This window comes from Flavobacterium sp. Leaf359, assembly GCF_001423985.1.
In the GTDB taxonomy this organism is placed as follows: Bacteria; Bacteroidota; Bacteroidia; order Flavobacteriales; family Flavobacteriaceae; genus Flavobacterium; species Flavobacterium lindanitolerans.
Genome location: NZ_LMPW01000012.1, coordinates 585,062 through 610,351 on the forward strand (window position 1 = coordinate 585,062; position 25,290 = coordinate 610,351).

General features: G+C 37.4%; 22 protein-coding genes. 13 read left to right on the top strand and 9 right to left on the bottom strand.

The features are described from left to right. The first annotated feature begins 74 nt into the window (after positions 1-74). Both ASG38_RS11095 and ASG38_RS11100 read left to right on the top strand, forming a co-directional pair. A complete protein-coding gene (locus ASG38_RS11095; RefSeq protein ID WP_056070614.1) occupies positions 75-1,343 on the top strand; it encodes an aminotransferase class I/II-fold pyridoxal phosphate-dependent enzyme in 1,269 nt (422 codons plus the stop codon). A 153-nt stretch (positions 1,344-1,496) separates the two neighbouring features. After that, positions 1,497-1,961: a hypothetical protein gene (locus ASG38_RS11100; protein ID WP_157486152.1), complete on the top strand. Its 465-nt coding sequence runs from the start codon at positions 1,497-1,499 to the stop codon at positions 1,959-1,961. 67 nt (positions 1,962-2,028) lie between these two features. Here the strand turns inward: ASG38_RS11100 and ASG38_RS11105 are convergent, their stop codons facing one another. Together ASG38_RS11105 and ASG38_RS11110 are read right to left on the bottom strand one after the other, a co-directional pair. Further along, positions 2,029-3,147, bottom strand: coding sequence for a hypothetical protein (locus ASG38_RS11105; RefSeq protein WP_056070620.1), 1,119 nt, complete (start codon positions 3,145-3,147; stop codon positions 2,029-2,031). Positions 3,148-3,153: 6 nt separating this feature from the next. Next, positions 3,154-4,119 carry a transporter gene (locus tag ASG38_RS11110; RefSeq protein WP_056070623.1) on the bottom strand — a complete coding sequence of 322 codons (966 nt, stop codon included), beginning with the start codon at positions 4,117-4,119 and terminating at the stop codon, positions 3,154-3,156. A 128-nt stretch (positions 4,120-4,247) separates the two neighbouring features. Between ASG38_RS11110 and ASG38_RS11115 the strand changes: the two genes are divergently transcribed. From ASG38_RS11115 to ASG38_RS11140, 6 genes are all read left to right on the top strand, one after another. After that, complete coding sequence (locus ASG38_RS11115) at positions 4,248-4,526, top strand: DUF4834 family protein (RefSeq protein ID WP_056070626.1); 279 nt, start codon at positions 4,248-4,250, stop codon at positions 4,524-4,526. A gap of 71 nt (positions 4,527-4,597) precedes the next feature. Then, complete coding sequence (locus ASG38_RS11120; RefSeq protein ID WP_056070629.1) at positions 4,598-7,057, top strand: YfhO family protein; 2,460 nt, start codon at positions 4,598-4,600, stop codon at positions 7,055-7,057. 142 nt (positions 7,058-7,199) lie between these two features. Further along, complete coding sequence (locus ASG38_RS11125) at positions 7,200-8,492, top strand: glycosyltransferase family 4 protein (protein WP_056070633.1); 1,293 nt, start codon at positions 7,200-7,202, stop codon at positions 8,490-8,492. A 156-nt stretch (positions 8,493-8,648) separates the two neighbouring features. Then, the gene (locus ASG38_RS11130; RefSeq protein WP_056070636.1) at positions 8,649-10,124 is read left to right on the top strand and encodes an oligosaccharide flippase family protein; all 1,476 of its coding nucleotides are present in this window, start codon (positions 8,649-8,651) and stop codon (positions 10,122-10,124) included. A gap of 22 nt (positions 10,125-10,146) precedes the next feature. Continuing rightward, positions 10,147-11,043 (top strand): LysR family transcriptional regulator, encoded by an 897-nt coding sequence (locus ASG38_RS11135; protein WP_082482205.1) that lies wholly within the window; start codon positions 10,147-10,149, stop codon positions 11,041-11,043. Between the two features lie 69 nt (positions 11,044-11,112). After that, positions 11,113-12,084, top strand: a complete 972-nt coding sequence (locus tag ASG38_RS11140) for a YeiH family protein (RefSeq protein WP_056070639.1) — start codon at positions 11,113-11,115, stop codon at positions 12,082-12,084. 213 nt (positions 12,085-12,297) lie between these two features. On the opposite strand, the gene uvrA is transcribed toward ASG38_RS11140, so the two are convergent. Continuing rightward, complete coding sequence (uvrA, locus tag ASG38_RS11145) at positions 12,298-15,084, bottom strand: excinuclease ABC subunit UvrA (protein ID WP_056070642.1); 2,787 nt, start codon at positions 15,082-15,084, stop codon at positions 12,298-12,300. Between the two features lie 319 nt (positions 15,085-15,403). Here uvrA and ASG38_RS11150 point away from each other — a divergent pair, with 319 nt between their 5' ends. After that, positions 15,404-15,988 (top strand): RNA polymerase sigma factor, encoded by a 585-nt coding sequence (locus ASG38_RS11150; protein WP_056070645.1) that lies wholly within the window; start codon positions 15,404-15,406, stop codon positions 15,986-15,988. A gap of 234 nt (positions 15,989-16,222) precedes the next feature. On the opposite strand, the gene nth is transcribed toward ASG38_RS11150, so the two are convergent. Then, positions 16,223-16,873 (bottom strand): endonuclease III, encoded by a 651-nt coding sequence (nth, locus tag ASG38_RS11155; protein ID WP_056070647.1) that lies wholly within the window; start codon positions 16,871-16,873, stop codon positions 16,223-16,225. Between the two features lie 84 nt (positions 16,874-16,957). Here nth and bcp point away from each other — a divergent pair, with 84 nt between their 5' ends. Beyond that, the gene (bcp, locus tag ASG38_RS11160; RefSeq protein ID WP_056070651.1) at positions 16,958-17,410 is read left to right on the top strand and encodes a thioredoxin-dependent thiol peroxidase; all 453 of its coding nucleotides are present in this window, start codon (positions 16,958-16,960) and stop codon (positions 17,408-17,410) included. A 72-nt stretch (positions 17,411-17,482) separates the two neighbouring features. On the opposite strand, the gene ASG38_RS11165 is transcribed toward bcp, so the two are convergent. After that, positions 17,483-18,955: a hypothetical protein gene (locus ASG38_RS11165; protein ID WP_056070654.1), complete on the bottom strand. Its 1,473-nt coding sequence runs from the start codon at positions 18,953-18,955 to the stop codon at positions 17,483-17,485. An 85-nt stretch (positions 18,956-19,040) separates the two neighbouring features. Between ASG38_RS11165 and ASG38_RS11170 the strand changes: the two genes are divergently transcribed. Genes ASG38_RS11170 through ASG38_RS11180 form a run of 3 tightly spaced genes read left to right on the top strand, consistent with a single transcriptional unit; the run spans position 19,041 to position 20,850 of the window. Further along, positions 19,041-19,805: an MBL fold metallo-hydrolase gene (locus tag ASG38_RS11170; protein WP_056070657.1), complete on the top strand. Its 765-nt coding sequence runs from the start codon at positions 19,041-19,043 to the stop codon at positions 19,803-19,805. Between the two features lie 12 nt (positions 19,806-19,817). Continuing rightward, positions 19,818-20,315, top strand: coding sequence for a hypothetical protein (locus ASG38_RS11175; protein ID WP_056070660.1), 498 nt, complete (start codon positions 19,818-19,820; stop codon positions 20,313-20,315). A gap of 49 nt (positions 20,316-20,364) precedes the next feature. After that, on the top strand, positions 20,365-20,850 hold the full coding sequence (locus ASG38_RS11180; protein ID WP_056070663.1) for a hypothetical protein: 486 nt from the start codon (positions 20,365-20,367) through the stop codon (positions 20,848-20,850). 36 nt (positions 20,851-20,886) lie between these two features. On the opposite strand, the gene ASG38_RS11185 is transcribed toward ASG38_RS11180, so the two are convergent. The 4 genes from ASG38_RS11185 to ASG38_RS11200 are packed head-to-tail and all read right to left on the bottom strand — an operon-like array spanning position 20,887 to position 25,066. Then, positions 20,887-21,537 (bottom strand): alpha/beta hydrolase, encoded by a 651-nt coding sequence (locus ASG38_RS11185; protein ID WP_056070666.1) that lies wholly within the window; start codon positions 21,535-21,537, stop codon positions 20,887-20,889. 5 nt (positions 21,538-21,542) lie between these two features. Next, positions 21,543-21,869, bottom strand: a complete 327-nt coding sequence (locus tag ASG38_RS11190) for a hypothetical protein (protein ID WP_056070667.1) — start codon at positions 21,867-21,869, stop codon at positions 21,543-21,545. Between the two features lie 3 nt (positions 21,870-21,872). Beyond that, positions 21,873-23,129 carry a dihydroorotase family protein gene (locus ASG38_RS11195; protein WP_056070670.1) on the bottom strand — a complete coding sequence of 419 codons (1,257 nt, stop codon included), beginning with the start codon at positions 23,127-23,129 and terminating at the stop codon, positions 21,873-21,875. Further along, on the bottom strand, positions 23,126-25,066 hold the full coding sequence (locus ASG38_RS11200) for a BatA and WFA domain-containing protein (RefSeq protein ID WP_056070673.1): 1,941 nt from the start codon (positions 25,064-25,066) through the stop codon (positions 23,126-23,128). The genes ASG38_RS11195 and ASG38_RS11200 overlap by 4 nt, the downstream gene beginning before the upstream one ends. Positions 25,067-25,290 lie beyond the last annotated feature (224 nt).

Sequence of the window (25,290 nt, forward strand, 5' to 3'; positions counted from 1 at the left end):
AACTTATAAATAATTATTTTTGCACGCAGGTTAAAAAGATGCAATTCATAAAAGAAAATTAACTATATCATATTATGGTAAAAGATTTATTCGAAAGAATACAGCAAAATAAAGGTCCTCTTGGAAAATGGGCTTCACAGGCAGAAGGATATTATGTATTTCCTAAGTTGGAAGGTGATTTGGGACCGAGAATGAAATTTCATGGAAAGGATATTTTGAACTGGAGTCTTAACGATTATTTAGGGTTGGCAAATCATCCTGAAGTACGCAAGGTAGATACTGAAGCGGCGGCGCAATTTGGAGCAGCCTATCCTATGGGAGCGCGTATGATGAGTGGCCACACCAAATATCACGAGCAGTTAGAAAATGAATTGGCAGCTTTCGTAATGAAAGAGGCCGCATATCTTTTAAATTTTGGCTACCAGGGAATGGTGTCTATTATTGACGCATTGGTAACCAAAAACGATATCATTGTGTATGACGTAGATTCACATGCCTGTATTATTGACGGTGTTCGTCTTCACATGGGTAAGCGTTTTACTTATAAGCACAATGATTTGGAAAGCATGGAGAAAAACCTGCAACGTGCTACAAAAATGGCTATGGAAACAGGAGGAGGCATTCTTTTCATAACAGAAGGTGTTTTTGGAATGAGAGGACAGCAAGGAAAACTGAAAGAAATTGTAGCAATGAAAGAAAAATACAATTTCCGTCTTTTGGTTGATGATGCACATGGTTTTGGTACGCTTGGAAAAACAGGTGCAGGAGCAGGTGAAGAGCAGGGCTGTCAGGACGGAATTGATGTGTATTTTTCTACATTCGCAAAATCAATGGCAAATATTGGGGCATTTGTTGCGGCAGATAAAGATATTATTGACTATTTGAAATACAACCTGCGTTCGCAGATGTTTGCCAAAGCACTGCCAATGATTCAGACTATTGGTTCATTAAAGCGTTTGGAATTGCTTCGTAATTCATCTGAAATTAAAGACAAGCTTTGGGAAAATGTGAATGCCCTTCAAAACGGCTTGAAAAACAGAGGATTTAATATTGGCGATACCAACACTTGTATCACTCCGGTGTATTTGGAAGGAAGCATTCCGGAAGCAATGGTAATGGTAAACGATTTGAGAGAAAACTACGGTATTTTCTTGTCAATTGTTGTATATCCTGTAATTCCAAAAGGTATTATCCTGTTGAGAATGATTCCTACGGCTTCCCATACTATGGAAGATATAGAGGAAACATTAGCTGCATTTGAAGCTATACGCGAAAAACTGGTTAACGGTACATATAAAGAAATCGCAGCCAGGACTACGGTCGATGTAAGCGACGAAAGATAATTTAAAAAGCCATTCTGAAAAGAATGGCTTTTTTATTGAGATTTCAGATTTTCACACCTTAGCACCTTAGAATCTTAGAAACTTAGAAACTTAGTTTCCAATTCCCATCTAAAAACTGTATCTTTAATACTACTAATCAAAAAAACAATGCACATGAAAATCAGATTTTTAGTTATGGGGTTGGTCATCAGTCTGACAGCCTGCAATAAGAAAGAAGATACAAAAGTAGTCACGGAACCGGAAATGGAGCAGCCTGAAATGACAGCGCCAGCTAAAGAATGTTACGAATATACGAACGGAAAAGATACCATACATTTGTCAATGGCAACAACTAATGGCAATAATGTAGCAGGTGATTTGAAATATGCCTGGTTTGAAAAAGACAGTAATACCGGTATGTTTTCAGGAATGTTTAAAGGAGATACCTTATATGCTGACTATACATTCCAATCTGAAGGCATGACTTCAATCCGGGAAATTGTTTTGATACGCAAAGGCGATAACCTATTGCAAGGATATGGTGATATAACTGAAAAAGGAAACAAACAACTTTTCAAAGACAGAAAATCGATAAAGTTTGATGAAAAAATGGTGTTGAAAAAAGTAGCATGTAAGTAGTAAATCCACAGAAAATAAAAAAGTTCCGATTGATTTCGGAACTTTTTTATTTGTAATTATTTTACGGCTATAGGTTTTGTACATAAGTACATCTTCTTTTGTGAATAATCGGATCAAAATGTTTCCAGATATTATGAATGGCAACATTGTCAACCAATTCAGGAGTTCTGTAACACGTCTGTACATTCTTTTCTTTAAAGGTTTTGTAATATTCGTTAAAAACAATAGCCGTTACACCTTTGTTCTGGTATTCCGGATCAATCCCTATCAGGTAAAAAATCATGTCTTTGCTGTGCTTCCGGGCTTTAAGCAGATGAAAAATACCAAAAGGGAAAATCTTTCCTTTGGCTTTTTGTAGTGCTTCAGAAAAAGAAGGCATTACAATGCTAAAGGCAATTATATTATCGTCTTTGTCAACAATAAATTTAATCAGCTCAGGATTGATAAAACTGATGTATTTTTTTTTGAAATATTCTTTCTGAATATCAGTTATTGCCACAAATGAAGACAGGTTTGCATAAGACTTGTTAAACAGGTCAAACATCTTGTCAACATAGGGCATGATGTCTTTGGTTTTGGTAAAGTTTAACGGTTTAAGCTGGTATCGCTGCTTGATTAGTTCGTTTGCTTTTATAAAAGTTTCAGGATTGATGTTGGTGAAAGAGAATTTGCTCTCAACATATTCTTTTTCAACTTTCATTCCTAACTTTTCAAAATGTTCTTTATAATAAGGCAGGTTATACCAGGTAATCATTGTGCTGATTTGGTCAAAACCTTCGGTCAGTACGCCTACCTTATCCAGATTGGAAAAACCTACAGGGCCTTCAACATATTCAAGTTGGTGTTCGCGTCCAAATTCATAAACTTTTTCCATTAATGCTTTGGTCACTTCGATATCGTCAATTACGTCAAACCAGCCGAAACGCACTTTTTTCTTATCTTGGTAGTTTACTTCATTCCAGTTGATAATGGCTGCAATTCTGCCAACGATTGTATTGTTTCTATAAGCAAGATAAAACTTGGCCTCGGCACTTGCAAAAGCCGGGTTTTTTTCTTTGTCAAAAGTTTCGAGCTCATCGTTTATGATAGGCGGAACCCAGTATTTGTTGCCTTTGTATAGGGAAAATGGAAATTTTACATAGTCCAAAAGCAGGGCTTTGGTATTAGCTTCTTTAATTGTTATCATTACAGGCTATTCTTTTTCTCCACCGACTTCGTCGATTCGTTTTTTCTCGTCTTCTTTTTTCTTGTCTTTCTTTTTGTCTTTTTTGTCACTCTTGTCCGGTCCCTGAATCATAATGTCCTTGTAAAAACCGTCAAATCTCCAGGAAACACCAACACCTCCATAAAAAATAGAAGGAGTGTCTTTTATATTTTTGCTGATGGAGGCATCAACCTGAAGGTTGGGCTGAAGAAGGTAAGCGGCGCCTATACGGCCAATAGCGTCAGAATAAAAATCACTCTGATAGCCTTGCAATTCGATAAACCCGGACCATTTTTCATTAAAGCCTCTGGTTAGTGTTGCAATAATCCCATAGCTAGGATAGTCGGTCGTGATTCTGTCAGCAATAATGTTCATCACATATACATAGCGGCTTCCAAAGTGGTTTTGTGTAATAACCATCAGCTTTGGGCTGATTTTCGGGTCGGTTGGAAAAGTATATGGATTATTCGAGAAATTGATATTGGCTCCGGCATAAACACCCACGGCAGGAATAAATTGTCTCCATTTGAATCGGTGGTTGGCTTTCCAGCTGTAAATGTTTACTTTCTCTTCATAATTTTTGAATGGGTCATAAATCAGGTATTTGGCTCCAAGTGTCAGTTTTTTGATAGCATTCCTGTTTTCAGAACCCAATGCCGTTTCGTATTGGTCAGCCTGATATTGCAGGTTCATAATGAATTCCAACTGTTCTAAAAAAGCTCCGTAGCGCAATGCCAAATCCAGTCCAAATCCTTTGGCTTTAGTATTCAGAATATCATGGTCTTCGGCTAAGGCATAAATTCCGGCTTCAGTTTGAAAGACGGTCTTTCCAACAGAAAATCCCGACATGGATTCGCCTGGACGGTTGGAATTGATAACGTCTGTAAATTGTGCGTAGCTGGCTGAAGAACAGAAGGCGAACAACAGTAATGAAGCAAATCTTGATTTTGACATAGTCTCTGAGTTTTCATTAGCAATGGTTAGTATAACCCAAAAGTAGTATAATTTATTATTTATTTAAGAAGGATATTTTAAATTTAAGCGTTCTATTTGCTAATTTTACGCTTTAAAAAATTTAGATTATGCAATTTGCTTCATTTAACGGAGTCTTGAGAACGTTGTTTATCCTGGTCTGCATTTATTATGCTGTCAGACTGCTTGCAAGGATATTTTTCCCGATCATGGTGAGAACCGTAGTGCAAAAAGCGGAACAGAGTTTTCAGCAGCAACAGCAAAACTATCAGAGACAAAATAGCCAGGATGATTTTGTCAATATCAATACAAATGCCAACAGAAGATCTGACCGACCTCGTGAGACTAAAAAAGTAGGCGAATACATCGATTACGAAGAAATAGACTAACTTTCTTTGAATATATTTGCGGTAAAGCGTATCTTCACGCCTTTATTTATTTTGTTTTCAATTAACACCTTATGAAAATAATCAGCAAGTATTATCCTCACTTACTGGCCATTTTAGGCTTTGTTTTGGTTTCCCTAATTTATTTTTATCCTGTTATGCAGGGCAAGCAGATTTATCAGTCTGATATTGCGCAATATACAGGTATGGCAAAAGAGCAGAACGATTTCCGCACAAAGGAAAAAGAAGAGCCATTCTGGACAAATTCTGCCTTTGGAGGAATGCCAACCTATCAGTTGGGGGCCAAATATCCTAATGATTTTGTAGGTGATTTAGATGATGTATTGCGTTTTCTGCCTCGACCGGCTGACTACCTTTTCTTGTATTTTCTCGGATTTTACGGATTATTGCTCGCCTTGAGGATTGACCCGCTGAAAGCCTTCTTCGGAGCTTTGGCTTTCGGTTTTTCAACTTATCTGATTATTATTCTGGGTGTTGGGCATAATGCCAAAGCCCATGCTATAGCCTATATGCCATTGGTGGTTGCCGGTGTAATTCTCGTATTCAGAAGGAAGTATGTCCTGGGAGGCTTGCTGACTATGATTGCCGGGGCATTAGAAATTAATGCCAATCACTTTCAGATGACTTACTATCTGTTGTTTTTACTGCTGATTATTGGCATCTATTTTCTTTATAAATACATCAAACAGAAAGATTATAAAGGCATTTTGTATGCAGTTGGAGTATTTGCTGTAGCCGGAATTTTGGCTGTTGGAGCCAATGCAACCAGCCTGATGGCTACTTCTGAATATACTGATTTCAGTATGCGTGGAAAAAGTGAACTGACCTATAATCCGGATGGTTCTAAAAATACGACTACCTCTTCAATGTCATATGACTATATCACGGAATACAGCTACGGAATTGCGGAAAGTCTGAACCTGTTTGCTCCAAGATTGTTTGGAGGTTCCAACTCAGAACATTTGGGAAACAAATCTAAAGTATATGAATTTATTTCCGCTCAGGGTGCAAATCCAGAAGAGGCACAAGGTTTTACTGAAGCCTATGCTAAAACATACTGGGGCGACCAGCCAATCGTAGCCGCTCCGGCCTATATTGGAGCTGTTGTTTTCTTTTTATGCATATTGGCCTTATTCAATGACAAGCGAAAAATCAAATATGCATTTTTAGGAGGAGCCATCTTTTCATTATTGCTTTCATGGGGTAAGAACTTCCCGTTAATGACTGACTTTTTCATTAACTATGTGCCAATGTATGACAAATTCAGGGCGGTGTCTTCTATTCAGGTTGTTCTTGAGCTATGCATTCCGGTACTGGCAATTATGGGACTTCAAAGTTTTTTCAAATCAGACAAAGAGGAACAATGGAAATCATTAAAACTGGCAGGAGGCGTAAGTTTGGGAATAATTGTACTGCTTTTCTTTGCGAAAGGAATGTTTGATTTTACAGGACCTTATGACGCCCAAATGCAGCAGATGTTTAGCCAGGCACAAGGAAGCCACTCTTTTGGTCTAGAATTTATCGAAGCGTTACGTGAGGATAGAAAAAACATGTATAATGCAGACCTGTTGCGTTCCGGATTCCTTATTTTAGTGACAGCAGGACTTTTATGGCTACATATCAAAAATAAGCTTTCACATACTTTTGCTGTCGTATTGGTAGGACTGTTCATGATTGGAGATTTGTTCTTCATCGACAAGAATTATGTTGACAGTACAGGCTTTGTAAGTGCAAGAGAAGTAAACGAACCTTTCCAGCCAACGGTTTCAGACCAGCAGATTTTAAGAGATACGACGCAATACCGTGTTTATGAAATCGAAGGAAGATTACAGGCAAGAACTTCCTACTTCCACAAATCACTGTCAGGTTACAGCGCTGTACGTCCAAGAAGGATTGAGCAGTTATTTGATTACCAGATTGCGAAAAACAATCTGAACGTACTCAATATGCTGAACACCAAATACGTCATCCAGGTAGATGAAAAAGGGCAGGAGTACCCAATCATAAACCCTGATGCCAACGGAAATGCATGGTTTGTAAGTGAAGTCAAATTTGTCAATACGCCAGATGAAGAAATGAAGGCATTGGACAAACTAGACACAAAGAATCAGGCCGTCTTTAACCAGAAGGAATTTAAAAATGCTATTTCAAAAACCTACCAGAAAGACAGTACAGCAACTATTGTTTTAAATAGCTATAAGCCAAACCATCTGAAATATACTTCCAATAATTCGCAAAAAGGATTGGCAGTCTTTTCGGAAATCTATTATCCAAAAGGATGGAAGGCAACTATTGATGGAAAACCAGCCGACCATTTCAGGGTAGATTACACATTAAGAGCAATGGAAATCCCGGCAGGAAAACATACAATTGAATTTAAATTTGAACCGCAGGTTGTCAAGACAGGTAGCACGATTGCTTTAATCAGCTCAATTGTAATGATATTGTTATTAATAGGCGGGATTTATTGGGAAAATAGAAGAAACAAAAAAGAAAACTCATTAGAGAAATAAGACTTCAGATAGCAGGTAGCAGTTTTCAGGCGGCAGGGAACAGGTTTTTAGTGTAATGTATAAGCCCAAATCCAAAATCTTAAATCTTAAATCTGCAATCTAAAATCTAAAAACCGCCATCTAAAATCACAAATTTATAATTTTGAAAAAGGTACTCATCATAACTTATTATTGGCCACCGGCAGGAGGACCCGGAGTGCAGCGCTGGTTAAAGTTTGTAAAGTACCTCCCTGATTTTGGTATTCAGCCGGTTGTTTATATTCCCGAAAACCCAACCTATCCGATTCTGGATGAGGAATTGGTTTCTGAAGTTTCCGATAATGCCATTATATTGAAGAAGAAAATTTTCGAGCCATATGGGTTTGCCTCCATTTTTTCCAGGAAAAAGACCAAAAAAATCAGTTCGGGAATTATTCCAAATCAAAAAAAGCAATCCCTTCTGGAAAAACTTTTTCTTTGGATTCGGGGTAATGTTTTTATTCCGGATGCCAGGGTGTTTTGGGTAAAACCGTCAGTATTGTTTCTGGAGAAATACCTTCGTGAAAACGAAATCGATACAATAATAACTTCCGGCCCTCCACACAGTCTCCATCTTATTGGATTGGCTTTAAAAGAAAGAACAAAAGCACACTGGATAGCAGATTTCAGAGACCCGTGGACAACCATAGGCTATCATAATAAACTGAAATTATCTGCATCGGCTGCAAAAAAACATAAAGAACTGGAATCTATTGTATTGAATGAAGCCGACCAGATTTTAGTAACCAGCCAAACGACAAAAAAAGAGTTTGAGGTGCTGACTACAAAACCGATAGAAATCATTACAAATGGTTTTGACGTAGAAAAAGTAGCCCGGCAGCCTTTGGACGAAAAATTCAGCATAGCGCATATTGGTTCCTTTTTATCTGAAAGGAATCCGAGAATCTTGTGGAAATGCCTTAAAGAAATCATCAAAGAAAACCCGGATTTCAAAAAAGATTTTGAATTGAAACTGATAGGAGCCGTAAGTCAGGAAGTGCTGGATGCCCTTGCAGAATTCAGGCTGAACTCTTATGTAAACAATCTGGGCTATGTTCCGCACAAGACAGCAGTTGAACACCAGAAAAAATCACAGGTGTTGCTTTTGGTCGAAATCAATTCTGAGGACACAAAAAGTATCATACCGGGAAAATTATTTGAATACATGGCCTCAGAACGTCCCATACTGGCAATAGGCCCTGAAGGTTCAGATTTCGCTTCTATCATAAAAGAAACAAATACAGGTGCCTTTTTCCATTATGATGAATTCGATGCCCTGAAAGAACGTATTCTGGCTTATTATGCCGCTTATAAAGAAGATAACCTTAAAACATATGCCGTCGGTTTACAACAGTACAGTCGAAAAAGCCTTACTGAAAAGCTGTCGAAAATTATACGAATAGTTGATAGTTTATAGTAGATAGTTTATAGTTGGTAGTTGATAGTTGGTAGTTGATAGTTGGTAGAGGATAGACAGTTTAGGTAAGGAAATCACAAATCACAAATCACAAATCAAAAATCATAAATCTAAAATCATAAATTCCAAACCAAAAAATCTCAAATCAAAAATCCCATGGGAATTGTATTAAACCAGTCTGCCAAAAACATTGCCGTAACCTATTTGGGTTTTGGTATTGGCGCTGTTAATGCACTTTTCCTCTATACCAGCTTTTTAGGAAAAACACATTACGGTATTGTTTCGTTTTTGCTTTCTGCTGCGAATATCATGATGCCGCTTATGGCGTTTGGCGTTCATAGTACACTGATACGGTTTTATGCAAAGTATAAGGACGAAGACAAACGCGAACGGTTTCTGAGTTTTATGCTGTTGATGCCTTTTCTGCTGATACTACCCATTACTATCATTACTATTTTTGGATATGAGCAGATTGCGTCATGGATAATTAAAGACAATCCTACGGTTGAGCCTTATTTATGGCTGATACCGGTTGTAGGACTTTTTATGGGCTATTTTGAGATTTTCTATGCCTGGGTTAAAGTGCATATGAAATCTGTTTTCGGGAATTTTATCAGCGAAGTCCTGGTTCGGATTGTAACTACAATTCTGCTGTGTTCTATTTATATGGGATGGATTGATAAAGATACTTTTATTTATTGCATAGCAGGAGCTTACGGATTACAGATGCTCGCCATGATGGTATATGCGATGTATGTCAAAATGCCTAAATTGCATGTCAGGCTTCCTGAAAATACCAGGGATATTTTTGGCTATTCGTTTTTTATCATCTTGTCAGGAAGTGTAGCTGTATTATTACTGGATTTTGATAAGGTAATGATTCCGGCTTATGAAGAAATCAGCAAAAATGCAGTCTATTCTGTCGCGATTTATATTGCTACGGTTATTGCGGTTCCGAGTCGGGCCATGCTACAGATTATCTACCCGATAACAGCCCGCTTAATGAGTGAAGAAAAGATGGAAGAACTGAACGACCTCTATAAAAAAAGCGCCATCAGTCTGCAGGTTTTTGGTGGATTGGTAATGTTGGGTATTTTTCTAAATATCAAGCAACTGTATCTGGTAATACCCGGAAATTATGAGGCGGGACTTTGGAGTGTTTTTCTAATCGGACTCGGTAAGTTTTATGATGTCATTTTAGGAAACAACAATGCCATTATCCTGAATACAAAATACTACCGCATGGTTTTGATTTTCGGATTGCTGCTGGTTGTAATGATGATTGGGCTAAATATGCTTTTTATTCCAATGTATGGCATAACAGGTTCTGCTTTGGCTACCTTTATTTCCATATTTGTCTATAATACGATAAAACTGCTGTTTGTGGTTAGAAAAATGGATTTATATCCGTTTACAGCCAATACCCTAAAATCATTTGGAATCATAGCTCTTGTGTTTATCACATTTTATTTTTGGGATTTTCCTTTCAATCCTTTTGTAAATATCATCTTGAAATCAATATTGATTACAATAGTTTATGTGTATCTGAATTATCTTTTCAAGATTTCTGCCGATATCAATCAGGTTTTAGAGAAAATGGTTCCTATAATCAAAAACTCGCTTAAGAAGTAGTAGTTTTTTAATTTTTGACAGGATGTTGGACTTTAGGCTAAAAGTTTTTTACATAGTGGCGAAGCGGCTTAATTTTACAAAAGCTGCAGAAGAGCTTTTTATTACCCAGCCCGCCGTCAGCAAGCATATCCATGAGATTGAATCTTTCTATCAGAGCAAGCTTTTTGAAAGAAATGGTACAAGAATAAAACTAACTCCGGCCGGAGAAATACTTTTGGGCTATGCCGAAGAAATTCTAACCATACACAGAAACATAGAATTTGACCTTGCGGCACTGACGAAAGACATTAGGGGAGTGCTTAAAATAGGAGCCAGTACAACCGTAGCACAATACTTTTTACCAAAATATCTGGCTTCTTTCAAGCGGAAGTTCCCTGATTTGAAAATAACCCTTTTTGTGAATAATACAGAGCAGGTAGAGAACCTGTTATTGGAAAATAAGGTCAATTTGGGTATTGTGGAAGGACAAACCAAACGCAAGGACATAAAATATACTCCTCTGGTTAAAGATGAAATAGTTTTGTGTACAAGCGCAGCAAACCCATCTTCAAAAAAGGCAACATTTGCTTTAAAAGATTTACAGCAACTACCTTTAGTAATGAGGGAAAGTGGTTCTGGAACCCGTGAAGTTATTATTGCGGCATTAAAAAAAGCAGGCCTGCCGTTTTCGGCCCTCAATATTGATATGGAATTTGAAAGTACAGAAAGCATCAAGTCTTATCTGTTGAATTCCAATTCGTATGCTTTCCTGTCTGTAGCTTCTATATTCAAAGAATTGAAAAGCGGAGAATTAAAAATTGTCGATATCAAAGAGTTGGAAATTGAGCGCTATTTCTATTGTGTTGTACAACAGGGCGATACGCATTTTTTAAATGAGGTTTTTTTCAAACACCTGTCCTTACATAACTTAAAGTTATAACACATTCAAAATAGTAATTTCTCTCTTGCTTCCAAACTTGTCACTTTTGCATTGTAATTTAATCATACAATGGAAAAAAACAATCATCTCTTAGAGCAGAAGCGGAACTTTTTCGGAAAGAATATTACGGTTAGGCAGCTACTTTTTATATTGCTAATCCTGCTTTGCTCATCAACTTATATTTCGCCACCTTTTGCCTTATTTTTAGGAATTTTGACTGCCCGGACAATTGGACATCCGTATTTGCAATTCAATCATAAAATAACGCATTATTTGCTGCAAATTTCTGTAGTAGGTTTAGGATTTGGAATGAATGTACATACGGCACTTCAGGCAGGGAAAAGTGGTTTTTTATTTACGGTATTTTCTATTTTTGGTGTTCTTACAGCCGGATATATAGTCGGGAAAATCCTAAAGATTAATAAAGAAATATCCTTCCTGATTTCTGTTGGAACAGCCATTTGCGGAGGAAGTGCTATTGCTGCTGTTTCACCGGTTATCAACGCAAAAGAAAAACAAATAAGCGTAGCATTAGGAACAATTTTTATATTAAACTCAATAGCACTCCTGTTGTTCCCGGTTATAGGTCATATGCTGCATCTTTCCCAGTCTCAATTTGGATTGTGGTGTGCCATAGCCATACAAGATACCAGTTCTGTTGTAGGAGCTGCAAGCAAATATGGAAATGAAACCTTGCAGATCGCTACTACAGTAAAGCTCACACGGGCACTGTGGATAATTCCGATTGCTTTTATTAGTTCGGTTATTTTTAAGTCGAAAGAATCAAAAATAAAAATCCCTTATTTCATAGGCTTGTTTGTGGTGGCCATCATCCTTAATACCTATATTCCTTTTTTCCATAAAATAGGAGGTAGTCTTGTAAGCCTGTCAAAAATCGGGATGACCGTTACGCTGTTTTTAATTGGAGCAGGTTTGTCGAAAACGGTATTGGCTTCGGTCGGATTCAAGCCTATACTGCAAGGAATTATCCTTTGGATACTTATAGCGGTTCCTACAGTTTTGATTATATTTTATCTGTAACCGTATAAAATAATAAATCCCGCCTACTTTGCAGTATAACGGGATTTATAACAAACCTAACCAACCAATTTTAATAATCAACCAAATTATTAAACTCTTAAATATTTTATCAGTTTGTCTAACCAACTAACTTTTACGATTTACTATATTCAAGTTCCATGCCAAAGTTAAAATGTCATGCTCCCCGGAATGATAAATTAGTGTTAAACAGTACTATAGTTTTTCTTTGAGATATTTTCCGGTAATAGAATTTTTATTTTGTACAATTTCTTCCGGTGTTCCCGAAGCAACTAGCTGTCCTCCGTTTTCACCGCCTTCAGGACCAATATCGATAATATAATCAGCACACTTGATAAGGTCAAGATTATGCTCAATAACAATGATGGAATGTCCTTTGTCGATTAAGGCATCAAATGAAGCCAACAGTTTTTTAATATCGTGAAAATGCAATCCGGTAGTTGGCTCATCAAAAACAAACAGGGCTTTATCTTTTGTGGCACCTTTTACAAGGAAAGAAGCCAGTTTGATTCGCTGCGCCTCACCGCCCGAAAGTGTCGATGAGGACTGCCCAAGCTGTACATAACCCAAACCAACATCCTGTAAGGGTTGCAGTTTCTGGGTGATTTTTGTCTGCTTGTGTTCGGAAAAGAAAGCTACAGCATCATCAATTGTCAGTGTCAGAATATCGTCTATGTTTTTTCCTTCGTAGGTAACTTCCAGAATTTCTTTTTTGAAACGCTTTCCGTTGCAGGTATCGCATACCAATTGAACATCGGCCATAAAAACCATTTCTACATTGATAGTACCTTCACCTTTGCAGGTTTCACAACGACCGCCATCAACGTTGAATGAGAAATGCTTTGGCTGATAATTTCGGATTTGCGATAGTTTTTGCTTGGCAAACAGGTCACGAATATCGTCATACGCCTTGATATAGGTCACCGGATTGGAACGTGAACTACGCCCAATAGGATTCTGGTCGACATATTCGATATGTTTGATAAGCTGATAACTTCCGGTCATTTCGCTAAATTGCCCGGCTTTTTCACCAACACCTTCCAGCGCTTTCTGCATGGCCGGAAAAAGTATTTTTTTGACAAGCGTACTTTTTCCACTTCCGGAAACTCCGGTGATTACTGTAAGCACTTCCAAAGGAAAACGAACATCAATATTTTTAAGGTTGTTTTCACGTGCCCCAATAATATCAATAAAGTTTTTATGTTTTCTGCGTATTCTCGGCGTTTTTATTTCTTCCTGTCCGTTCAGGTATTGGGCTGTAAGCGATGATGATTTTAGTATTTCCTCAAAAGTTCCCTGTGCCACCAGTTCTCCTCCAAACGTTCCTGCTTCCGGGCCTATGTCGATAATCATATCGGCCGCTTTCATAATATCTTCATCGTGTTCAACCACAATAACCGTATTTCCTAAATCGCGAAGCGAAAGCAACACTTTTATCAATCGTTCCGTATCTTTAGGATGAAGCCCGATACTTGGTTCATCCAAAATATACATCGAGCCCACCAAGCTGCTTCCTAAGGATGTAGCCAGATTAATTCGCTGGGATTCACCTCCGGATAATGTGGCAGAATTTCGGTTTAGGGTAAGATAATCAAGCCCCACCTCCGATAGGAAAGCCAGGCGGTTATTGATTTCCAGTAATAAACGTTTGGCTACTTTGAAATCGTATTCTGAAAGTTCCAGTTCTTTGAAAAAAGTAACCAATCTTTTGATTGGCAAATCAACCAAATCAGAAATCGTTTTGCCGCCAACTTTTACATAATTGGCTTCTTCACGCAGACGTTTTCCTCTGCAATCCGGGCATTTGGTCTTACCCCTGTAGCGGGAAAGCATCACGCGATTTTGTATTTTATAATTTTTTACTTCCAGTTCTTTAAAGAAATCGTTCAATCCGACAAATTCCTTATTGCCTTTCCATACCAAAGCTTTCTGTTCCTCAGTAAGTTCATAATAGGGCTTGTGGATTGGGAAATCAAATTTATAACCGTTTTTGACCAGTTCATCTCTGTACCAGCTCATGCTCTCGCCGCGCCACGGATAAATAGCATTTTCGAAAATAGAAAGTGCTGTGTTCGGGATAACCAAATCTTCATCAATTCCTATCACATTCCCGTATCCCTGACAGGTAGGGCAGGCTCCATAAGGATTATTAAAGCTGAAAAGGTGTACGTTGGGTTCAAAAAACTGTATTCCGTCCAGTTCAAAATTATTACTGTACGTAAAACGCTTATCCGTATTTAATTCCTGCAGATAACAAACACCTTTGCCTTCATAAAAAGCGGTCTGGATAGCATCGGCAAGTCGGTTGAAAAATTCTTCTTCCTCCTTGACAACAATCCTGTCAATAATCAATAATATATCTTTATTATCTAACGAATGGCCGTCTATTTCATCAAGCCTTACCATTTCATTATCCACCAGTATACGGGCAAATCCCTGTTGGAGCAATACTTTTAGTTTGTCTTCAAGTGCACGTCCGTCTTCCAGATGAATAGGGGCGAGGAGCAACCACCGGCTATCCAAATCAAATGATTTTACGTCATTAATAACATCCGTAACACTGTCCTTTCTGACTTCCTGCCCGGATATAGGAGAGAAAGTTTTCCCGATTCTGGCAAAAAGCAATTTCAGGTAATCGTATATTTCTGTAGAAGTACCAACCGTTGAGCGGGCATTGGTCGTATTCACTTTTTGCTCGATAGCTATTGCCGGAGCAATTCCTTTGATATATTCTACTTTTGGCTTGTCTAATCGTCCAAGAAACTGCCTGGCATAAGAAGAAAGACTTTCAACATATCTTCTTTGTCCTTCAGCATAAAGTGTATCAAAAGCCAGACTTGATTTTCCGGAGCCGGAAAGCCCTGTAATGACTACAAATTTATTTCTGGGAATTACTACATCAAGATTCTTAAGATTGTGAATTTGAGCACCTTTGATGATAATATTTGATTTTGGTTCAATCTTTGTTATATCAGTTATCATAGCTAATTTTGAGAAGTACAAAGATAATTAATTTTAGTGATGCAACCCGATACTATAAGATTGAGATATAGTCAGGGATAGCAATGTTAACGGAGTCGTAAATCTATTGAAATATGCCATTTTTTGACGGGGAAACATTGTTAAAAATTATTTTATCATAAGGTTTTATGTTAAAATTCGATATTTTGTTTTGTACTATAAAAAAAATAATGCTACATTTGGTTCATTATTAATCTTAATTTAACACTTGCCTATACAAAAAATTACTTTTTAGAATATCTATTTTTCATTACACAACCAAAAACTAAAAGGTAATACTATGGCAAATGTTCAAACCCCAGACGCTTTGTTGGTAAAAAGATATGTGGCAGGTGACGAAGTCGCTCTTGCTTCACTTATCGACAGACACCAGTCAAAAATCTATGGATTTATCTACTCCAAGGTTTCTGACAGAGATATTACTGATGATATTTTTCAGGACACCTTTATTAAAGTCATTAAAACCTTGAAATCAGGTTCGTATAATGAAGAAGGGAAATTTCTTCCCTGGGTAATGAGAATTGCCCATAACCTTATTGTGGACCATTTCAGGAGAGGCAAAAAAATGCCTATGTCAAGAGAAACAGAAGAGTTTTCCATATTCTCTGTTATTTCAGACTCATGCCCGAATATCGAAAGCAGAATGATTACGGCTCAGGTAGAAAAAGACCTGAAAAAATTGATAGAAGAACTTCCGGATGACCAGAAAGAAGTGCTGTTAATGCGAATTTATCAGGACCTTAGTTTTAAAGAAATCTCTGAATTGACGGGAGTTAGCATCAATACCGCTTTGGGTAGAATGCGTTATGCTCTCATGAACTTAAGAAAAGTTATTGATAAGCATCAAATTATCTTGACAAACTAACAATATTCCCTGCATTGTTGCGTTGTAGTAGAAATAACCTAGTAAAATTATTATATGGCAAAAATCTACTCTAAAAAATCATTAGCAACAAAACCAATGCAACCTAAAAAAGAGACAATATCATTTCTATTGAATTACTCTAAAGCCTTGAGCTATATCAAAGTAAAAGGGCTTAAATTTGAGTCGATTGCTAACTGATAAAATATCCCGGTAATTTATTATCGGGATATTTTTTTATTTCCCGGCCAGTTCAGCCAGTACTTTTTTACTGCCGATAGTGCGGGTAATAATATCCTTTTCTAAATTCCAGCCCCTTGCAGGAGAATATTCCCTTCCATACCAGATTATCTGAAGATGGAGGTCATTCCATAATTCTCTGGGGAAAATAGCTTTGGCATCTTTTTCTGTCTGTACCACATTTTTTCCGTTTGAAAGTCCCCAGCGATACATCAATCGGTGGATATGCGTGTCTACCGGGAAAGCAGGAACTCCAAAAGCCTGTGACATAACAACGCTGGCTGTTTTGTGCCCTACTGCCGGAAGCGCTTCCAATGCTTCAAAGCTTTGAGGGACTTCGCCATTGTATTTTTCAATAAGTATTTGTGACAAGCCGTAGATTCCTTTGGATTTCATAGGCGAAAGGCCACACGGACGGATGATGTCCTGAATTTCTTCAACAGACATTTTTACCATATCATATGGATTGTCAGCCCTGGCAAAGAGCAAGGGCGTAATCTGATTGACACGAACGTCTGTGCATTGAGCCGATAACAAAACAGCAATTAGCAAAGTATAAGCGTCTTTATGGTCTAACGGAACGGGAATGGTAGGGTATAACTCTTTTAACGTATTAATAACAAATGTAGCGCGCTCTTTTTTGGTCATTTTTAGCTATTTTTATAAATGTAAAAGTAGGATAAATATTTAGTTTTTCCTTTTTACAATTTTCTGAAACCCAATACCAAAAACATGACAACATTAAAAGCAGGAGACAAAGCGCCTGATTTTTCAGGCTTTGACCAAGACGGAAAATTTCACCAGTTAGCAGATTATAAAGGAAAAAAGTTAGTAGTTTTCTTTTATCCTAAAGCGAATACGCCGGGTTGTACCGCCGAAGCTTGCGACTTGCGTGATAATTTTGAACGCTTTAAAGCGAATAATTACGAGCTTTTGGGAGTTAGCGCAGATTCTCAAAAAGCACAGGGAAGATTCAGGGATAAATTCAAGTTTCCTTTCCCGTTAATGGCAGATGAAGATAAGAGTATTATTGAAGCTTTTGGCGTCTGGGGACCTAAAAAGTTTATGGGAAGAACTTATGACGGAATCCACAGGACAACATTTGTAATTGATGAGAAGGGGATTATCGAAGAAGTGATTACCGACGTAAAAACCAAAGCGCACGCCAATCAGATATTAAAATAGGGTAAATAAAAAAGCAGTATCTGACAAATACTGCTTTTTTATAAAATATCTAAACTTAGCACCTCTTTTAAACTAATTTGTGCTTTCTTCCATCAGTTTTTTAGGGTCGTAACCAAAAAGATTATCTCTTTTAATCATTTCTGCAATACCTTTTGGCAGCATGCTTTCCCAGCCCGGTTTTCCCTTGCTAATCATTTTCAGAACCTCACGGGAGAAAATTTCCAAATCATGCTCATCAAAGTCGGTTATATCGACTACCTTTCCGTTGAACTTGAAGAATTTATACAATTCTTTCATCCTAGGATGTACTTTGAGGTTTTCTGAATTGATGACTACTCCGTGTTCGTCCTTCATAGGATACAGGAATACCTTCAGGTCACGATAAAATAATTTACCGAAAGCTTCCAGTATACCACCGCTTAAATGGCGGTAATATTTTTCATCAAAAACATCCACAAGGTTGCTTACTCCCATGGCAAGTCCCATACGGGCTTTGGTGTAGTTAGAGAAATATTCCACTACTTTATAATACTCCTGGAAATTAGAAATCATTACAGTCTGTCCTAAAGAACAAAGCAATTCAGCCCTGTCCATAAAATCTCTTTCGTCAATTTCACCATCCGAACGCAGGTTGGAAAGCGTAATTTCAAAAACGACCAGCGTATTTTCTTTTTCTACTTTATTTTCTTCGAGAAACATCTGTAATGATTTCTCGTACATATCCATGTTTACACGGGTTACCGGACGGAAACTTCCTCTTAGTGCCAAAATGTTCTTTTTGTAAAGTACAGCAGCAGGTAAAACGTTATTTCCTTCAGGGTCAAACATTACGGCATCTGTCATCCCGTTTTTAACCAGCTGAAGGCTCATCAAACGGTTATCGACATCGGCAAAGCGCGGACCGGAAAAATTTATCGTATCGATTTCCAATTGGTCCTTGTCAAGGTGGTCATAAAGATAACGCAGTAACTTTTTTGGGTCGTTGTATTTGTAAAAAGCACCGTAAATCAGATTAACACCAAGAATACCAAGGGTTTCCTGTTGTAATCGGGCATCGGTTTCTTTAAAACGGATATGGAGTATAATTTCATTATAATCCTCGTCCGGTTCAATCTGGTATTTGATACCTACCCAACCATGTCCTTTGAATTGTTTTGCAAAATCGATAGTGGCTACCGTGTTGGCGTAGCTAAAAAACATTTTGCTGGGATGTTTGTCTCGTTTAAGACGCTGTTCCACAAGCTTTACTTCGTGTGAAAGCATTTTTTTTAATCGGGCCTCAGTAACATATCTTCCATCAGCTTCAGCACCATAGATGGCGTCGCTAAAATCCTTGTCATAGGCAGACATCGCCTTAGCAATTGTTCCGGATGAACCACCTGTTCTAAAGAAATGCCTTACAGTTTCCTGACCGGCACCAATCTCGGCAAAAGTACCATATATATTTTCATTCAAGTTGATACGGAGCGCTTTATCCTTTATGGAAGGAATCTGCTCAATGACCTTATCTCCTTTGAGTTTAATCTCGTTTTCGTCGTTTCTCATAATAGTGATAATACTTTGCAAAGTTAACAAAATAGGGCTTTTATTAAAGGGAATTAATCCTATTTTTGTAAAAAATTAACGTCAATTGAAAGTCTATTTTTTAGGTACGGGTACTTCACAGGGCATTCCGGTAATAGGAAGCGAGCATCCCGTATGTAAAAGTACCAACGCAAAAGATAAGCGTCTTCGTGTGTCTGTTTGGATTTCCTGGGAAAATCATTCTTTTGTTATTGATTGCGGACCGGATTTCAGACAGCAAATGCTGGTATCGCAATGCCCTAAAATTGATGGTATCCTCTTTACACACGAACATTCAGACCATACTGCAGGTTTGGATGATATCCGTCCGTTCAATTTCAGGCAGGGCAATATTCCAATCTATCTGCACAAAAGGGTTTTAGAATCGCTTAAACGCAGGTTTGATTATGTTTTTGAAACGGTCGACAAATATCCGGGTGCTCCGTCTGTTGAACCAATAGAGGTAGTTAACGGGCAGAGTTTCGATATTGGGAATAAAAAGGCGATTCCGATTAATGTGATGCACGGTAATCTTCAGGTTTTTGGTTACAGGATAGACGATTTTGCCTATCTGACGGATGTCAAGACCATTGAACCGTCTGAAGTTGAAAAGCTAAAAGGATTAAAAGTGCTTGTAGTTAATGCTTTACGGGAAGAACCGCACCATTCTCATTTCAATCTGGAAGAAGCTCTGGAATTTATTAATACGGTTCGCCCTGAAAAAGCTTACCTGACCCATATCAGCCACAGGATGGGTTTTCATGATGAAGTAGAGAAGATGCTTCCTGAAAATGTATATCTGGCGTATGACAATTTGCAAATAACTATCTAAAATCAAAGAATAATGAAAAAACCATTGTTATATCTTTTCATTTTGTCTGTACTGTTGAACATCTTTACTTATATGTATTTTACAAAAAAAGTAAAATTTGAAGAAGACAGAATAGCTAACTTCCAAAAAGAATCCAAAGCAAAAAAAGATTCCATAGCGGCCTTAAACAATCAGGTTATGGAGGCAAATTATTTTTCTTTGGAATATAATGACAACGCTATGGATTATTTTGAACAATTTGATATCAATCAGTTGTCAGCTGAAATTCGTGATGAAATCAATTCCTTGAATGAAAAACCAGAAGGGAATCCGCTTACAAAATATGACAAGATTAATGGTGACAAGGCAATTATCAATAAGATAAAAATTTTGAACAACCGTTGGATTATAGCCGATTTTAGTATTGGAAAAGCCTGGGGCGAAGTCATGATAAAATATTACAAACAGGAAGGCAAGCCTACGGAATATGAAACGATGGATACTTTTATCTATCCTGCCACATTAAAATAGAAGTTTTTTTATAATTTTATAGGCTATCAAGACTAACCCCAAAACAATTATGAAAAAAGTATTTATGTTGGCCTTTATTACTGTTTCAGCTTTTTCCTGTAAAGACCTGGGTAGGAATTCTGATCTGTCAATCCAGAAAGACAGCCTGGGAACAGTAGTAGGAAACGATAAAGACGATAAAGGATGTGTCGCTTCAGCAGGTTATACCTGGTCTGAATTGAAAAGAACCTGTGTTCGTCCGTTTGAGGTTGGTATCCGTTTGAACCCCGCTACAGAAATAAAACAGGGAGAAGCAATTTATAGCGCTTTTGCTATTTTGGAAGAGAATGGAGGAAATAAAGCAGAGCTTTTTATGCCTAATGAAAAAACATCCATGATACTGGAAAGAGAGGCGGAAGGGAAGCCTTATGTGAAAGATGATTGGAAATTGCAAACTACAAATGGCTATCAATTGATGAAAGGCGACTCGCTGATGTATGCAGGTGCGCTGATTAATGAGGAAGTGATAACCGGAAGCGATAAGGCAGAAGATTAAAACATACTAAAAAGGATTCCAAATCGGAATCCTTTTTTATTTGTGATTTTCTAACCAGTTTCTAAAATCGTAAAAATTTTGTGGCGATACGCCGTGTCCTATCGGATATTCTTTATAGGTTGCTTCTATTCCTAATTTTTTAAGTAAATCAGGCGCTTTTCGTGCCCATTCTACCGGAATTACCTGGTCAACAGTTCCATGGGAAATAAACAGGTTCAGATGCCTGAAATCATTTTTTTCATAGCCCGGAACTAATAAATCAGTATTGATATGACCACTTAAAGCAATAACGTTTTTTACTTTTTCAGGATAGCTTAAAGCAACGGCATAGCTCAGGATTGTTCCCTGGCTGAATCCAATCAATGTTACATTCTGAAAGTCAATAGGAAGTTCAGAAATCAGTTCGTTGATGAGCTTTGCAATAAGGTCTCTTGATTCCTTAGCCTGGTCAATATCCGAAAATTTATTTTCATCCGCATCAAAATTGATGGCATACCAGGCATGTCCATACGGATTCAGGTCATAAGGAGCGCGTGCAGAAACTACATAATATTCATCAGGAAGTTCAGCTGCAAAGGAAAATAAATCTTCCTCATTGCTTCCATAACCGTGAAGTAATAACAGTAACGGATTCTTTTCTTTTTTTATTTTAGGCTCTCGAATGAGGTATTCTATATTTGATTTCATTACTCTTACGTAAGGTTTTTAAATGCTTTTTGGAAAAAACCTCCCAATAGAGGAATCTTGTTCATTTGCCCCTGAAGTGCGCTCACAAAACTGTAAGCCCATAAAATAAAAATAAAAACATATAGGGCAGAAGAAATCATCCAGCTGTCAAACAATCCTACAGGATAGCCTAAAGCAAAGAACAAAAGAAAAATTCCTAAAGTCTGGCGGATATAAAAACCGGCAAAGGCATTTTTTTTATCGCCGTTTAATACCGCAGCGATTATTGTTCCTATGATGGTAAGGTGGGTTATGATAGCAATGTTTTTTCCTTCGTTAACTGTATTTTCCATAATCTAATCGTTTAGGATTAATTGGTTGTTATTGTATATTCCGTATGCTTTTCCTTTCATTGATTGTCCCAGAAAAGCAGAGTTTTTTGATTTTGACAAGATATTTTCTTTACCAAATGTCCATTTTTCTTCAGGATTAAACAGGGTCAGATTTGCTTTGTTTCCTTCTTTGATAACACTTTCGTCAATACTGAAAATTTCTTTTCCCTGAGTCAGTTTTTCAATTACTGTTTCCAGAGGCAGAACAGTCAGTAATGCTCCAAAAGCGCTTTCCAATCCAATAGTTCCGTTTTTGGCCATATCAAACTCCATTTTTTTGTGTTCGATATCTATCGGATTATGGTCGGAGGTAATCATATCGATGATTCCGTCCTTTACAGCTTTTACCAAGGCCTTTCTGTCTGTTTCACTTCTTAACGGAGGAGTTACTTTATATCGGGTATCAAAACCATCCAGTTTTTCATCGGTCAATACCAGATTATGAACGGCCACACTACAGGTCACATCCAGACCTTTCGCTTTCGCTTCTTTGATAAGCTGTACCGATTTTGCGGTTGAAATAGTTGGAATGTGTAATTTTCCTCCGGTATATTCTAAGATAAATAAATTCCTTGAAACCTGCAATTCTTCAGCCAGAGAAGGAATACCTTTCAGGCCAAGTCGGGTGCTGGCAATACCTTCATTAGCAACACCTGCTCCTTTAATATCAGAATCCTGAGAATAGGCGATAACCAATCCATCAAAATCCTGTACATATTGCAGCGCAATTTTTAGCAGGTTGGCATTTGACAAGCTTTTGTTATAATCACCAAAAGCCACGGCGCCAGAATTTTTCATATCAAACAATTCGGCTAGGTCTTTACCTTCGCTTCCTTTAGTCAGTGCTCCAATAGGGAAAAGTTCTGTTGCAAAACCTTCTGCTTTTCTTTTTGAGAAACTGATTCCCGATTGGCTGTCTGAAATCGGAAAAGCATTGGGTTGCAAGGCGATGGCCGTAAAACCACTTTTTCCGGCTGTATTCAGTCCGTTAGCAAGCGTTTCCCTGTCTTCAAAACCCGGTTCGCCTAAGCTAACACTGGAATCAAACCAGCCTTGTGATATATGAAGACCTTTAAAAGTAACTTCTTTAAGTTTATCAGGATTCTGGAGCTTTTTTCCAATTTTGGTAATGACGCCACCCTCAATTTTCAAATCGGCAATCTCATTGTGATAAGGGCTTTTAGGGTCAATAACCTTAGCTTGTCTGATAATTAGGTTCATTTTACGAATTTTTGTATCAATATTTCAGTGACTAAAAAGAGTAGCGTTAAAAACACAAACCATTTCCATATTTCATTGTCTGTCCTGTTGGTTTGTAAAGTATCAAAAACTTCATCAATGCTTCCGATAACATTATAATCTGATAATACAGATTCATTGGAAGTAGCGATATTGCTTTCTGTTCGGGCATAATTAAAGCTGATTTCCTTTAAAAGATTATCTTGCTTGTAGACGCCAAAATTTCCGGCTTCCTGTGGAAAATCGTTGAACGTAAGTTTGACTTTATTATTCAATATCTGCTGCATTGGAATGAATTTCTCATTCGTTTCTTCCGAAAGACTTTTGATTTCAACAATTTCATCTTTAGAGAGGGAAGCGTCAATCAGGAAAGGGCTATTTTCACCAATCGTCAAGGCGCTGATTCCTGTTTTCTGACTGCTTAATGCCATATTGTAAAAAGTAGGCACAATCAAAGGAGAATTCTGGAAATTAGAGTTGTTTTTGTTGAGCGGAGCCGAAAATACATAAATCGAACTGACCGGATTTTGTATTGCCGTAAGAAAAGCATTCTGGTCTTCAAAACTCAATATAGATGGATAAGCACTTGAAATGCTGTATGCACTGCTAACATTCGGGTATTGGAAATTGTCAATCTTTTTCTCAAAAACGGTACTGTAGAGCGGATGATTAAAGGCAATTTTGGTAACCAGTTTCTCTCCGTTTTCTAAAGATTTGAATTGTATTTTTCCGAAATTTCCCATCAGGCTATTCAGGTTGGAAATACTGCTTTCAGAAGACGGAATAACAATCAGATTGCCACCTTTTTCTACAAAAGTTTTTAAGGTGGTCTGCAAGGCTTGAGGAACTTCAGGAACCTCGTTTAAGATAATAGCGTCTTGTTTTTCCAGTATATTGTAATCCAGTGTTTTTAAGTCGAAGTTGCTAAAAATAAATTCATTATCAGAATAGATTTTTTTCAGGAAGCTGCTTTTTTCAGGCTGTCCAATGCTAACGATATTCATCTTTTGCGGCTTTGAAATACTGAAAAATAATTGGTTATCATATTGCAGAGCATTGTCATCTATGGCGGCATAACCATTGAAATCTCCTTTTGGAATAGTAAAATTGATTGACTTTTCTTTGCCTTCAAAATTGACTATGGTTTTGGCAACCAGTTTTTTGTTATTATAAAGAGAAATAGGAATATCCTTTTCATTGTCACCGTAGGAAGAAAGCGTGATGCCTATTTCGTAAAAATTGTCCAAAGCCTGTTGGATGAAAACGCTGTCAATAGCTACATTGTTCTTTTGTTCTGCTTTTGGAATGATAAAATAGGCATTTGAAGTGCTGTCAATGTTTTTAAGCTGTTTTGGCTGTAAACCCACTGCGTCTGTAATAATTACTATGTCTTTGTTATAAGGCGATTTTCTGGATTTTATTTTGGCCATCAAATTATCCAAAACAAAGGGAGAAGCACTGTATTTTAGGTTTTGCAATTCTCTTTGGATGGATTTTATATCGGTATTCCAAAAAGTTTCAGAGTTTGTAATTAGTGAAAAAGTCTGGTTTTCAGGAACGTTTTCCAATAATTCCTGAACTGCCCGTTTCATCAATTCGCCTTGTTTTCCTTTAGCCTGCATTGAAAAGGAATTGTCGAGAACGATAAACATTTCGTTCGTGATTCCTTTACTGTCTTTAGCCTGGAAAAAAGGCTGTGCAAAAGCAATAATCAGACAAGCCAGAAGAAATAACCGGGTAAGTAATAAAAGCCATTTTTTTAACCTCGAACTTTTTCGGGTTTGTATAGCCAGTTCTTTTAGAAAATGTACGTTGGTAAAATATTCTTTCTTGAAACGACGCAGTTGAAATAAATGAACCAGAATTGGAATGACCAATAAGAAAAGGAAGTAAAGAATTTCAGGGTGTTTGAACTGCATTTATTGAAAGTTTGTCAAAAATACAAATTAGTTGGCAGTTGTCGTAGCTAGTTTGGAGATTTTTTTGGAATATTAAATCCGTCAGTTCAAAAATGCCACAGGTTAATGAATTAAAATGATTCAATGTCCAAAATCTACGTAAATCAGTGCAATCAGTGGCTAAAAAAATCTTTTGATATATTACAGAGTTAGAATGCCACAGATTAAAGGATTAAAATGATTCA

What these genes read in the sequence shown, in the direction of transcription:
- ASG38_RS11095 (WP_056070614.1), top strand. Translation starts at nt 75, where the DNA reads ATGGTAAAAGATTTATTCGAAAGAATACAGCAAAATAAAGGTCCTCTT.
- ASG38_RS11100 (WP_157486152.1), top strand. Translation starts at nt 1,497, where the DNA reads ATGAAAATCAGATTTTTAGTTATGGGGTTGGTCATCAGTCTGACAGCC.
- ASG38_RS11105 (WP_056070620.1), bottom strand. Translation starts at nt 3,147, where the DNA reads ATGATAACAATTAAAGAAGCTAATACCAAAGCCCTGCTTTTGGACTAT.
- ASG38_RS11110 (WP_056070623.1), bottom strand. Translation starts at nt 4,119, where the DNA reads ATGTCAAAATCAAGATTTGCTTCATTACTGTTGTTCGCCTTCTGTTCT.
- ASG38_RS11115 (WP_056070626.1), top strand. Translation starts at nt 4,248, where the DNA reads ATGCAATTTGCTTCATTTAACGGAGTCTTGAGAACGTTGTTTATCCTG.
- ASG38_RS11120 (WP_056070629.1), top strand. Translation starts at nt 4,598, where the DNA reads ATGAAAATAATCAGCAAGTATTATCCTCACTTACTGGCCATTTTAGGC.
- ASG38_RS11130 (WP_056070636.1), top strand. Translation starts at nt 8,649, where the DNA reads ATGGGAATTGTATTAAACCAGTCTGCCAAAAACATTGCCGTAACCTAT.
- ASG38_RS11135 (WP_082482205.1), top strand. Translation starts at nt 10,147, where the DNA reads ATGTTGGACTTTAGGCTAAAAGTTTTTTACATAGTGGCGAAGCGGCTT.
- ASG38_RS11140 (WP_056070639.1), top strand. Translation starts at nt 11,113, where the DNA reads ATGGAAAAAAACAATCATCTCTTAGAGCAGAAGCGGAACTTTTTCGGA.
- uvrA (WP_056070642.1), bottom strand. Translation starts at nt 15,084, where the DNA reads ATGATAACTGATATAACAAAGATTGAACCAAAATCAAATATTATCATC.
- ASG38_RS11150 (WP_056070645.1), top strand. Translation starts at nt 15,404, where the DNA reads ATGGCAAATGTTCAAACCCCAGACGCTTTGTTGGTAAAAAGATATGTG.
- nth (WP_056070647.1), bottom strand. Translation starts at nt 16,873, where the DNA reads ATGACCAAAAAAGAGCGCGCTACATTTGTTATTAATACGTTAAAAGAG.
- bcp (WP_056070651.1), top strand. Translation starts at nt 16,958, where the DNA reads ATGACAACATTAAAAGCAGGAGACAAAGCGCCTGATTTTTCAGGCTTT.
- ASG38_RS11165 (WP_056070654.1), bottom strand. Translation starts at nt 18,955, where the DNA reads ATGAGAAACGACGAAAACGAGATTAAACTCAAAGGAGATAAGGTCATT.
- ASG38_RS11175 (WP_056070660.1), top strand. Translation starts at nt 19,818, where the DNA reads ATGAAAAAACCATTGTTATATCTTTTCATTTTGTCTGTACTGTTGAAC.
- ASG38_RS11180 (WP_056070663.1), top strand. Translation starts at nt 20,365, where the DNA reads ATGAAAAAAGTATTTATGTTGGCCTTTATTACTGTTTCAGCTTTTTCC.
- ASG38_RS11185 (WP_056070666.1), bottom strand. Translation starts at nt 21,537, where the DNA reads ATGAAATCAAATATAGAATACCTCATTCGAGAGCCTAAAATAAAAAAA.
- ASG38_RS11190 (WP_056070667.1), bottom strand. Translation starts at nt 21,869, where the DNA reads ATGGAAAATACAGTTAACGAAGGAAAAAACATTGCTATCATAACCCAC.
- ASG38_RS11195 (WP_056070670.1), bottom strand. Translation starts at nt 23,129, where the DNA reads ATGAACCTAATTATCAGACAAGCTAAGGTTATTGACCCTAAAAGCCCT.
- ASG38_RS11200 (WP_056070673.1), bottom strand. Translation starts at nt 25,066, where the DNA reads ATGCAGTTCAAACACCCTGAAATTCTTTACTTCCTTTTCTTATTGGTC.